General features: G+C 70.5%; 4 protein-coding genes. 1 reads left to right on the forward strand and 3 read right to left on the reverse strand.

What is annotated here, in order from left to right; genetic code table 11:
• Positions 1 to 171 precede the first annotated feature (171 nt).
• The gene (locus tag ACTIE9_RS06065) at positions 172 to 9,930 is read left to right on the forward strand and encodes a DUF5979 domain-containing protein (RefSeq protein WP_439564680.1); all 9,759 of its coding nucleotides are present in this window, start codon (positions 172 to 174) and stop codon (positions 9,928 to 9,930) included.
• A 96-nt stretch (positions 9,931 to 10,026) separates the two neighbouring features.
• On the opposite strand, the gene ACTIE9_RS06070 is transcribed toward ACTIE9_RS06065, so the two are convergent.
• From ACTIE9_RS06070 to ACTIE9_RS06080, 3 genes are all read right to left on the reverse strand, one after another.
• Positions 10,027 to 10,392 (reverse strand): hypothetical protein, encoded by a 366-nt coding sequence (locus ACTIE9_RS06070; protein ID WP_439564681.1) that lies wholly within the window; start codon positions 10,390 to 10,392, stop codon positions 10,027 to 10,029.
• Between the two features lie 187 nt (positions 10,393 to 10,579).
• Positions 10,580 to 11,065, reverse strand: a complete 486-nt coding sequence (locus tag ACTIE9_RS06075) for a GNAT family N-acetyltransferase (protein ID WP_439564682.1) — start codon at positions 11,063 to 11,065, stop codon at positions 10,580 to 10,582.
• 96 nt (positions 11,066 to 11,161) lie between these two features.
• Positions 11,162 to 12,733 carry a DEAD/DEAH box helicase gene (locus ACTIE9_RS06080; protein WP_439564683.1) on the reverse strand — a complete coding sequence of 524 codons (1,572 nt, stop codon included), beginning with the start codon at positions 12,731 to 12,733 and terminating at the stop codon, positions 11,162 to 11,164.
• Positions 12,734 to 12,892 lie beyond the last annotated feature (159 nt).

Below are 12,892 nucleotides of genomic sequence, written 5' to 3' on the forward strand. Positions count from 1 at the left end.
GGCGGACCCCCGCCACGGGGACAGAAATGACCCCCTGCCGGGGTACGACGACGCAGGGGTCACCGCGGGTAGTGTGAAACCCGTTCGTACTAGAGCGAACGTTTTTCATGTCACCCGAACGGGGTACCCCCGTCATCCCGGCCGGGTGGCAACCCGGGGGGAACTCGCATCATGGCCTTCATCACCGCACACCGCCGCTCGCGCCGCATCATGCCGAGCGTCGCCGTCGTCGCTCTCGTGACCCTGTTCGCCCCCTTCGTGGCCTTCCAGCCGGCCGTCGCTGCCGAGGGCGACCCCGACGAGCCCGTGCTCGTGCAGTTCGAGAAAGACGCGATCCCGCCGGCCGCGCTCGCGCCGGTCGCCCCCGGCGGCACCGTGACCTACCAGTTCACGATCAACTGCTCGTCGCTCGAGACCGACTGCCTCGACCTCACGCTCGACGACGTCGTGCCCGAGCCGCTCGAGCTGCAGACCGTGACGACGGCCCAGTCGATCCCCCCGATCGAGGTCGACATCACGGGCAACACCTTCTCGGTGCGCGTGGTCGACGAGCTCGGCGGCGGGCTCGTGGGCCTGCAGGCCGGCACGGGCATCCAGCTCAACGCGACCGCGACCGTGCCCGCCGACCTCTCGGCCGACTTCGACGGGGTCATCCTGCCCAACACGGCGACCGTGACCGTCTCGAACCGCGAAGACCTCACCCTCGACCCCCCTCGGCCGAGTTCGGTCGAGTCGAGCGCCGAGGTGCGCCTCGCCGTCGACCTCACCCTCGCCTCGCAGGTCACGAAGACCATCACGCCCGAGTCGGCGACCGCCGTGCAGGGCACGCCCGTCGCGATGACGCTCGGCGCCACGAACTCGAGCAACGGCTCGGTCGACGCGCTCGTCATCCAGGAGCCGGCCGACCTCGCCTCGACCGTGCTCGATACGCTCCAGGTCACCGGCCTGAGCGGCGTCACCTTCCCCACGGGCGCCAACCGCATCCGCGTCGACTGGTACGACGGCGCGGTGTGGACCACCGGCACGGCCTCGGCCACGGCGGCCCTGCCGAGCGGGGTCGCTCCGGCAGACATCCAGGCTCTCCGGTTCACCTTCACGAACTCGACCGGCGGGCGCATCGCCGTCGGCGCCGCAGCCGCCATCACCGTGGATGCCGCGCTCTCGGCGTCGGCCGCCCTCGTCACCGAGCCGACGACGGTCGTCAACACGGCGTCATCGTGGGTGAGCCTGGCCGCCGCGACGACCCCGCCCGTGCAGGCCAGCGATTCGATCGTGATCGGGCCGCCGAGCATCCGCCCCCTCGCGACCAAGCAGTTCGGCACGACCTCGGTGATCGGCGGCGAGCAGGTGCTCGTGACGCTCGGCGGCTCGAACGGCGGCGATTTCGGGCTGAAAGAGCTCACCCTCACCGAGCCCTCGCCGGGCACGACCTCGCTCGCCGACCAGGGGCTGAGCTTCAGCAGCTGGGTGACGGCCGACATCGAGTGGCCCGTCGGGGCGACCAGCGCCGAGGTGAGCTACCGCTACGCCGGCGACCTCGACTTCAGCGCTCCGCTCACGACGACCACGGCCGACACGCTGCCCGCGCCCGTCGGCACGGCGGAGGTCACCGATATCCGTGTGCGGTTCCTCAGCACGCTGCCGCAGGGCATGGCACCGGGTCAGTACGCCGTGCTGCCGTTCCTGGCCATGAGCGACCCGGTGGTCAGCGATGAGACGACCGTCAACGAGGTGCGCGTCGATGTCGTGACGCTCGCAGACGAGACCGCGTCTGCCGTCGCGACCGACGACCTCACCCGTCGCACGGCCCGCGTCAACACCGAGATCACCAAGACCGCGCTTCCCGACGAGCTCTACTCGATCGCCGGCGCGTCGACCCTCATCTCGCTGCCCGCGCGCGTGACGCCCCTGCCGACCGCCGCGGTCGACCCGACGGCCTCGACGGTGGGCTCGACCGCGCTCGTCATCACCGACCCGCTCGACAGCGCGACCGACGACTTCTTCGAGTGGTTCGACCTCACCGCCATCGTCGCCACCGCTGTGCCGGGCAGCACGCTGCTGAGTGTCGAGTACTTCGACGGCTCTGCCTGGCTGCCCCTGCCCGGGGCGACCGACATCGCCGGGCCCTCGTTCTTGTCGACGACGATCGACCCCGCGCTGCGCGAGGTCATCCAGGGCGTCCGCTTCACCTACCGGCACGCCGCCTACGACACGCTCGGCACCCTGCTCAACCCGGGGTTCAGCGTGCAGCCCAACCTCCGGGTGACGCTGCGCGATCAGCTGCGCGATGGCACGGGTGAGGCCGCCTCGTCGACCCGACTGGTGCCGATCGACATCGACAACGCCGCGCAGAGCCGCGTCTCGAACCCGACGGCCGACCCGACCGAGGCCACCGACGACACCGTCGAGACCGTGCGCCTGCTGCCCACGGCGACCGAGGGCGGCGACGGAACGGGCAATGTCGCGGCCATCAGCAAGCGGTGGCTGCCGGTGACGAGTACCGGCACCGAGGCCGTCAACGCGCGGTCGGCCGACCAGGCGACCACCGAGATCTCGTGGGGCACGGGCGGCGCCTCCTTCGACTCCGTCGTCATCTCCGACTCGGCGAGCGACCCCGCGACCACGCCCGTCGCCAGCACCGTCTTCGACGCGTTCGATCTGGTGCGCATCCCGGCGATCTCGTCGGCGATGGACCCGCTGCTGACCTACGATCGCGTCGTCGGCGTGGAGCTCTACCTGCCCGGTTCCGGCTGGACGGCGGCGAACGGCAACCCGTGCGCGGGCAGCGCCTGCGACGGCACCTTCCCCGGCTACACCCTGACCCCGACCGAGCGGGCCGCCGCGACCGGCGTGCGCCTGATCGTCGAGGAGAGCCCGACGCGCGCCGCGCGCATCGGCAGCAACCCGACGGCGCCTCCCGTCGGCTCGGGCGTCGCCCCCTCGATGGCGCTGAGCCGCGACCTGCGGCTCGTCTTCGAGGTGCGTGACGTGCGGCGCTCCAACCCCTCGGTCGCGGTGCTCGGTGCGACGCGCTTGGCGGAGTACAACATCCCCGGTCAGGTCGGTCAGGTGCGCAACACGGCGCGATTCGACGGGCGCGACGCGACGGATGCTGTGCTCCTGTCGCGCACGGCGGCTGACGACATCCTCATCCTCGACACGCCCATCACCGTCGAGATCTCGAAGACGTGGGTCGACGGACCGCTCGGAACCCCGCCGCCCGGCACACCGCAGGCGCTGTACCCGCGGGCCCGGATGACGGTGGTCGCGAGCAACGAGTCGGTCGCGCGCGTCGACGAGCTCTCCGTGGCCGACCCGGTGGCTTTGACCGACCCCTTCGACGCCGTCAACCTGTACGACATCGTCACGATCACGACGCCCTCGGGCGCGACCGCGAGCGAGGTGCTGCTGACCACCTCGAGCGGCACGACGTCGTACTCGATCGCCGCGGCGCTCGCGCTCACGACGGCGCAGCTCGTCGACGTCATCGGCATCGAGGTCGTTCACACCGGCCGCATCGCGGTGCAGGCAGAGACGCGCATCGTGCTCGACACCCAGCTGCGCGCCACGCTGCGCAGCGCTCCGGGCACGATCGTCGACTCGGTGAGCAGCGCGGTCATCGACAACACCGCCGAGGCGCGCATCGTCGACCCCGGCGGCGTGACCATCCCGCCGGACGGCGCGACCGTCAACACCATCACGGCGCAGGCGTCGGCGTCGGTCTCGGTCGTCGACTTCACCTACGGGGTGACGGCCACCAAGGGCATCGTCGCCGACACCACCGCGACTCCCGACACGCCCGCGACCCAGATCGAGGGCAACTCGCGCGTCGCGACGATCACGCTCACGGGCCAGCCCTCGGGCACCGTGCGCTCGACCGACATGCTGTTCGAAGACATCAGCCCGACCTTCTGGAACGCCTACAACTTCACCGCCTTCGGGTCGAACTCGTTGGCGACGCCGATCAACCGCGTCAAGCTCGACGTGCTCGTCGGCGTCGACTACGTCATCGACGGCGTCACGGGCACCATCAGCGTCGAGTGCGGCGGCAGCACAAACCTCGACGCCTGCTGGGTCAACGGTGCCTTCGCCAGCTCGCTCGCGCTGCCGACCCTTCCCTCGGGGGCGACGACGGCCGACATCCGCGGTATCCGCGCCCAATACACCCGCGCCGACGGCGCCACGTGGGAGCGCCCGTTCAACCCCGCGCAGACGCTGCGCTTCACCGCGACCCGGCGCGACGAGCTCGTCGCCCCCGTCGGCGAGCCCGTGCCCTCGACGCTCTACGTCTTCACCGAGCCCGCGCCGGGCGAGGGCGAGATCGGAGTGTTCACGAACACACTCACCGTCACGGCGTGGGCGGAGACCGCGGCCGGTTCACTCGCGTGGCCTCCGGCCACCGCCGATGACACCAAGCAGATTCGCTTCGCCCACCGCCCGGCCAAGGTGCAGATCGTCAAGACCCCGTCGGGCCCGCTCACGCTCGGCGCCCCGATTCCGTACGAGATCGAGGTGACCAACCGCGGCACCGGTCTCGACAAGCAGCTCACGGGGCTCGAGATCGTCGACCTCATCCCCGTCGACGACCCCCCGCTCGGCCCGCAGCTCGTGCTCGGCACCGACCCCGAGACGGGCCTGTCGTACCTGCCCGAGGACGTCATCGCGATCGAGGTGCTCGACGAGGCGAACCAGCCGGTCGCGGCGCCGAGCTTCACGGCGACCCTCGGCACGGCCGAGTCGAGCGGGCAGCCCCTCACGATCACGATCGACCCGGCGTTCGTGCTCGAGCACGACTGGTCGATGACCATCAGCGCGCCCCTGCAGTTCCGGCAGTTCTTCGAGGCCGGCAACGGCGAGCTCGACCTCAATGTCGTGCGCAACACCGCGACGGTCACGAGCGACCAGCCGTTCGACGAGTGCACCGGTGCCGCGGATGCCGTGCTGCTGCCGATGATCGAGAACGTCGAATCGTGCAGCGCGACCGCGCGCGTCTGGGCGCTGCCGAGCGCCCCGATGACCATCATCAAGGGTGTCAAGGGTGTCGACGCCGGCCCGCTGGGTGATGATGGGCTGCCTCTCGAGGAGACTCCGGGCGATCCCTACGACGACATGGGCGTCATCAAGACGGTGCCCGCCAACCCGGCCGATTGCTCGGCCCCCACGTTGGCTGTCGACGGCGAGCTGTACTACCGCTACCCCTGCGTGCCCATCACCCGCCCGGGCGGCACGGAGGAGTGGGTCGGCTACTTCTTCAATGCCGGCAACGTGCGGGTGCATCAGATCGCGTCGATCGACGTGCTACCCAGACCGAACGACCGCGGCGTCATCATCAACGATGCGCGCAGCTCGCGGTGGACGCCCATCCTTCTCGAACGGCCGCGGCTCATCGGCTACCCCGAGCAAGCCTTGACGATCTACTACACCGACCGTCTCGACATGGCGACGCCCGCGTGCAACGGAGCGGACATCCAGAACCAACTCGGCATGGATGCCGATTCGGTGCCTCCCATGGTCGAGTCGTACCAACCCTGCATCGGCAGTGCCGCTCCGGGCGGGTTGCCCGACCGGGCGAATCCCGCCACGGGCTGGCAGGTCATGCCCGCCGACCCCTCGACCGCGCTGCTCGAGAGCGTCGTCGCGCTCAAGTTTGTGATCGACTTCGAGAACGGCGGAAGCGGGGCAGAGGTGGGCCTCGTCCCCGGAGGAACCGTCTCGGTCGCGTACCGCACGCGCACGGCGCTCGAGCCCGCGTTGCGTGAGACCGATGCCAACCTCGCGCGCGACTCGATCGCCTACAACTCGATCGCCGGGGCTGCGCGCGGCTTCGACGGCATCAATGACCTGCCCTACCGTTTCGTCACCGAGCCGCGCAAGGTCGGCATCGCTCTCGCCACCGGCGCGGTCGATCTCGCCAAGGTTGTCGACGGCGCGGCCGAGTCGTTCGCGCCCAGCACGTTCCGCATCGCGCTGGCTTGCACGGTCGATATCGACGGTGCCGGAACCGAGCACGATCCCGAGCCGATCCAGCTGCTGAACAGCGCGGGTGCCAACCGCTCGCCGTTCACGCTCACCGGCGATGCGGCGGCGACGCGCATCCTGGGCATTCCCCTCTACGCGGTGTGCGACGTCAGCGAGGTCGGCACGACGGGCGCGACCGAGACCACGTTCTCGCGTCAGCAGGTCGTCGCGCGTGCCCTCGGGTCGAGCCCTGCGACCGTCGTCGATCCTGTGCCCGCGTTCACCGAGCGCCCGCCGATCGAGCAGAGCACCGTCACCAACACCTACGACGAGGCATCGCTCACGATCACGAAGACCGTGAACATGAACGGCGCAGTGAACGAGGCCGGCAACCCCGTCATGCAGTCGAGCTTCTCATTCAGCATCGCCTGCACGTACGACACCGGCTCCGGGCCGGTGGCGCTCACCGTGACGCCCTCGACGTTCACCCTCAACAACGGCGGGTCGCGCACCTACACCGACCTGCCGGCCGGTGCGGTCTGCACCGTCACCGAGACGCAGACACGCAGTGCGACGGTCACGAAGGTCGTCACGGTCGGCGGGGTCGCGGGCACGTCGACGAGCGGCGCCGCCGCGTCGGGCATCGTGCTGGCGCCCGACACCGAACTGGGCGCCCCCACCAACGCGGTTGACTTCACCAACTCGATCGCCGTCGGGTCGCTCACCGTCTCCAAGGCCATCACCGGGGCAGGAGCCGCCGAGTACGGCGACGGAACCTTCACGGTGCGCGTCAGTTGCACGCGCACGGCGGCGGCGGCCTCGCCCGTCACTGCCGGTGCCCCGGCGAACTCGGTCTACTACGGCCTGCTGACGTTCAGCGCCGCGACCGTGCTGTCGCGCACGATCGACAACCTGCCCGCGGGTTCGTCGTGCGCCATCACCGAGACCGTGAACGCCGGCGCCACGCAGGTCACCAACCCGACGAACGTGACGATCGTGGGCGGCTCGACCGTCTCGCGCACCGTGACCAACCGGTTCGACCTCGCCTCGATCACGGTCGGCAAGACGGTGCAGACGGCCGCAGTCGATGCTGAGGGCGCCCCGGTCTACCCGGCCGATCCCTTCGCCTTCTCGGTCGCGTGCACTTTCCAGGGCGAGACGGTTCTCGCCACCGGCTTCGCGTCATCGCCCATGACCTTCACGCTGCGGCACAACGAGACCCGCACGCTCACGGGCCTGCCCGCGGGCGGGGCGTGCACGGTGACGGAGACCGACGATCAGGATGCCGACTCGACCTCGGTGCTGCGCACCGTCAACGGCACGGCCACGTCGATCGACGGCACGACCGCGTCGATCGCCTCTCTGGCCGCCGACGCTACGAGCCCGGTCACGCGCAACACGACGCAGTTCACCAACCGCTACGGCGTCTCGAGCTTCACGATCAGCAAAGACGTGATCGGCGGCGGCGTCGACCAGTTCGCCCCCGCCTCGTTCACGGCGGCGCTGTACTGCGAGACCGCCGACGGTGTCGTCTCCTTCGATGGCGACGTGATCGTGCCCGCCGATGGCGTGGTGACGATCGAGAACCTCGCCGACGGCTCGACCTGCAGCGTCTTCGAGCGTGACCCCGGATTCGCGTTCACGGGCGCCGACGCGCACCGCATCGTCGACGATGAGGGCACCGTGATCGACGGCGCCGACATCGTCATCACCGCGGCCGAGCCGGGGCGCGTCACGCTCGAGAACTACTACTTCACGGGCGAGCTCGAGGTGACCAAGTCGACGGTCGGCGCGGGCGCCGGATTCGGTGACGGGCCGTTCGAGGTGACGCTCGTCTGCGAGCGCGACGGCATCGATGTCGACATCGTCGGGGGAGCGACGCGGTCGATCACTCCGGGAGGCACCGTCAGCTACACGCTGCTGCCCTCGGGTGCCGAGTGCACGCTGACCGAGACGGACCCGGCCGGGGCGACCTCGAGCCGCATCCTCGACGAGAACGGCGCTGTGCTGACCGAGGACGTCAGCGCGGGCCGCACCTTCACCGTCGATGTCGCCGAGAACCAGTTCGACGCGATCGACGACCAGCCGCAGCCCTCTCTCGAGGTGGAGAACACCTTCGAGCTCGCATCGCTCACCGTCTCGAAGTCGGTCGAGACCGACGCGGTCGATGAGGCCGGCACGCCCATCGCCTACGGTCCGTTCCCGGTCGCCGTGGACTGCCTCTTCGAGGGCGACGCCGTCTTCGGCACGGGCTACGACGCCGACTCGCCGATGATCACGAGCCTCGCCGACGGTGGCACCTGGACGATCGAGGGGCTGCCGAACGGCGCCGTGTGCACGGTCACCGAGACGGACGCGATGGATGCCGCGAGCACCGAGCTCGTGATCATCGTCGACGGTTCCGACCCCGACTCCGTCGACGGCGCGACGACCGATGTCGTGCTCGGCACCACGAGTTCGGTCGCGATCACGAACACCTACTCCGTCGGCTCGATCGAGCTGTCGAAGCAGGTCATCGGGTCGGGTGCCGACGCGTGGGCGGATGCTCCCTTCCAGCTCGACGTGGCCTGTGTGCTCGACGACCGCAGCGGAGAGCGCACCGTCTTCACCGACTCGTTCACGATCGCGCGGGGCGACGACCCCATCACGATCGACAACCTCGCTACCGGCGCCCTGTGCACCATCACCGAGAGCGCGACGGGCGGCGCCTCGTCGACGACCATCACGGTCGACGGCGGTGAGCCGGTGCCCGGCACGACGGCCGACGTGCTCGTGGCCGACGAGGCGATCGAGGTCGTCGTGACCAACACCTTCGCGCTCGGCGAGGTGCGGGTCGAGAAGGTGCGCGATGGCGCGGGTGCGGCGACGTGGGGCGACGGGCCGTTCGAGGTCGAGCTCACCTGCGTGCGCGACGTCGACGGCGTCGATCAGCAGATCGAGATTCCGGGCGGTGCCGTGCGCGAGCTCAGCTCCGACTCGCTCTTCGAGGCGCTCTACACCGACCTGCCCCTGCATGCTGAGTGCTCGGTCGTCGAGACCCGCAGCGCCGGCGCCACGAGCACGGCGATCGACCTCGAGGTCGTGACCGTCGCGGCCGAGCCCGTCGGCTTCGTCATCACGAACACCTTCGAGGTGGGCAGTGTCAGCGTCGCGAAGACCTTCGAGGGCGATGGCACCGGGCTCTACGTGCGCGGATCGTTCGAGGCCACGCTCGCCTGCACGCTCGAGATCGACGAGGTCGTCACCGACCTCGAGATCCCCAGTGGAGCGACGCGCGAGCTCACGGCCGAGAACGGCTACCGCGGCGCGTGGGACCAGATTCCCGCCGGCGCGGAATGCACCGTGACCGAGTCGCGCACGGGTGGGGCGACGCGCAGCGACACGACCGACGGCACCTTCACGGTCGTGGCCGATGAGGATCACGCGGTCAGCATCCAGAACACATTCCTGCTCGCCGCCTTCTCGATCACGAAGGAGGTGACCGGGCCGTTCGCCTTCGAGGCGAAGGACTCGGTGTTCCTCATCGAGACCTCGTGCATGTGGGAGCGCGACGGCGAGCTCGTTCCGATGCTGCCGGGCGACTGGCTGGCCGACGACGGCACCCCCGGTGACGACACGCTCGACGGGGCGGACGCCGACCAGCCCGAGGCGCCCACGAGCGTGCGCTCCGAGATCTCCGAGGGCGTCACCGTGTCGTTCGAGAACCTTCCGGCGAGCTCCGTGTGCACCATCTCCGAGGTTGACAGCGGCGGGGCGACCGCGCAACTGGTCTGGCTCGGCGGGGTGCTGCAGCTCGGTGACCTCACCCTCGAGGGCGGAGCGACAGACGCGACGCTGTCGAACGTCTTCCTCACCACGCTCGCGCTGACCGGCGCCGTCGAGCTCATGCTCTGGCTCTGGGTCGTCGCCGCCCTGATCTTCGGGGGAGTCGTGATGATGACGATCGCGCGTCGACGGGCTTCGGCGGTCTAGCGCCAGCGGTCCGCACGCGGTGCGGAAACGGCCGGGCCCCGGCAGAGCGGATGCTCTCCCGGGGCCCGTGAGCCGTGCGTGTGGTCGCGGCGCGGGTCAGCGCCCGCGGCGCTGGCCGCCGGTCGAGTTCGACCGCACGACCTGGCCGACGCGGATGCCGCCGGCGCTCGCGCCTCCGGCCGACGATGCCCGGCGCGAGCCCTGGCGCGCGCGGGGAGCCGCGGCGGGGGCATCGGTGCGGGGCGCGGCCGTGCGGGCCGGAGCCGCGCTGCGCACGGGAGCCGCCGCGGAACCGCTGGTGCTTCCGGTCGAGGCGCCGGAGCGTCGCTGGCCGCCCTGGCCGCGACCCTGGCCGCGTCCGCCGCGCGAGGGCGTAGCATCCCCGTCGCGGTTGGCACGCTTGCGCTGCGCGTTGGCGCCCTGCGACTGGAGCGTGTTGCCCAACACAGGGATTGCGGCCATCCCCGTCAGCGTGCTGGCTCTCTGGGCCGGCCTGATCCTGCTTATCGGATCAGGCTTGCTCGGGTCGGCGGCTGTTCGCTGGTCGCGGGCGACACCCCGCGAGTTGGCGTAGTCGACCAAGCAGCCCCGCACGACGCGCCACAGGCAGCGTGCGGGGCTTCTCGGCGATGAGCCGGCACTCACACCGTCAGCGCACCATGCGACGTTCGAGGTTGCCCTCGAACTCAGGGAGCACCATGGTGGCGCCGTCGTCGACAAAGCCGTTGCGCCGGTAGAAAGCCGTGGCCCGCGGGTTGAGATCGAGCACCCAGAGAAAGGCGGGCTCGTCGCCGATCACGTCATCGAGCAGGGCTTGCGCGATGCCCGTGCCGTGAGCGGCCGCGCGCACGTAGATCGCGTAGAGCTCGCGCTCTCGTGGTGCCTGTTCGCCGCGGGCGGGGCCGCTCATGGCGAAGCCGACGAACTCGGTGCCGGTGTCGGCCACGAGCACGCGGTGGTCGGGTGTGACGGACACGAGCGTGGTCGCCCATCGTGCAGCACTCGACTCGGGAGTGGCGCGAGCGAGAAACTCCGCGCTGAGGTGCTGCGCATAGGCCTCGCGCCAGCACGCCATGTGCACGGCGCCGAGCGCCGCAGCGTCGGTGGCCGTGGCGGGTCGAATGAGAGCATCCATCAGGTCAGCGTAGGCGACCGCTGCAGGGGGCAGAGAAGACGCACAACCCCGGCCAGGGCGAGTGCCCGACCGGGGTTGAGATGCGTTGTCGCGGTGCTAGCGACCGCGGCGTTGGCCGCCGGTCGAGTTCGACCGAACCACCTGGCCGACGCGGATGCCGCCGGCGCTCGCGCCACCGGCCGACGACGCACGACGCGAACCCTGGCGGGCGCGCGGTGCGGCGGCGGGAGCGTCGACGCGGGGTGCGGCCGACCGCGCCGGAGCATCGGTACGTGCGGGAGCGGCCGTGCCGGTCGAGGTGCCCGAGCGGCGCTGGCCACCCTGGCTGCGACCCTGTCCGCCACTGCGACCGCCACGGGATGACTGACCGGCACTGGCCTGACCGTCGCGGTTCGCGCGCTTGCGCTGAGCGTTGGCGCCTTGCGAGCGTCCGCCTCCCTCGGGCTGACGCTGGAGAACGGCGGGCAGCTCGTGCGCGGCCACGCGGGGCGCGACCTCGCCGATCAGCCGCGTGACGGCCGCCGACTCGGTCGTGACCTGCTGGGGCTGCACGCGAATGCTCGCCTTGCGCAGCAGGTCGGCCGTGTCGCGGCGCTGCTCGGGCAGCACGAGGGTGACGACGTCGCCCGCGGCGCCCGCGCGAGCGGTACGGCCCGAGCGGTGCAGGTAGGCCTTGTGCTCCATGGGCGGGTCGACGTGGATGACGAGTTCGATGTCGTCGACGTGCACGCCGCGCGCCGCGACATCCGTCGCCACGAGCACGCGCACGCTGCCGTCGCCGAATGCGGCGAGGTTTCGGTCGCGGGCGGGCTGCGAGAGGTTGCCGTGCAGGTCGACGGCGGGGATGCCCTGCTCGGTGAGCGACTTCGCGAGCTTCTTGGCGGTGTGCTTGGTGCGCATGAACAGGATGCGGCGGCCGCTGCCCGAGGCGAGCGCGGTGATCATGCGCTTCTTCTCGTCGGCGCCCGAGAGCTCGAACACGTGGTGCGTCATGTCGGCGACGGGCGAGTTGGCCTCGTCGACCGAGTGCATGACGGGGTTGTGCAAGAACTGCTTCACGAGCTTGTCGACCCCGTTGTCGAGGGTCGCGCTGAACAGCAGGCGCTGGCCATCGTTCGGCGTCGCCTTCATGATGCGCGTGACGCCGGGCAGGAAGCCGAGGTCGGCCATGTGGTCGGCCTCGTCGAGCACGGTGATCTCGACGGCGTCGAGCGAGACGAAGCGCTGCTGCATGAGGTCTTCGAGGCGGCCGGGGCACGCGACGATGATGTCGACGCCCGCGTTGAGCGCCTGCACCTGGCGGTGCTGCGAGACGCCGCCGAAGATGGTGGTCGTCGTCAGGCCGTAGGCCTTGGCGAGCGGCTCGAGCACGGCGTTGATCTGCGTGGCGAGTTCGCGCGTCGGCGCGAGCACCATGCCGAGCGGGGCGCCCTTGCGGCGTGATCCGCCGGCGAGGCGCGTGCCGAGGCGAGCGATCATCGGAATCGAGAAGGCGAGGGTCTTGCCCGAGCCGGTCTTGCCGCGGCCGAGCACGTCGCGCCCGGCGAGGGTGTCGGGCAGGGTGTCGACCTGAATCGGGAAGGCCTCGGTCTTGCCCTGCGCGGTCAGCACCTCGACGAGCGGGTACGGAACGCCGAGGGCGCTGAAGGTGGAGTTCTGGGTGGTCATGGTGGTGCCTTTCGAGCAGGGTGATCCCCCGCATCCCCGACCGATTGGTCAGGATGCTCAGCTCACGCCATGCGGGCGTGCGAACAGGAATCGAAGTGGCGACGGCGGCAGTGGCCGACATCGTTCGCCGTGAGAAAGTATCGAACCGCCGGGCTGCGC

This window comes from Microcella sp. (assembly GCF_051860105.1).
In the GTDB taxonomy this organism is placed as follows: Bacteria; Actinomycetota; Actinomycetes; order Actinomycetales; family Microbacteriaceae; genus Microcella.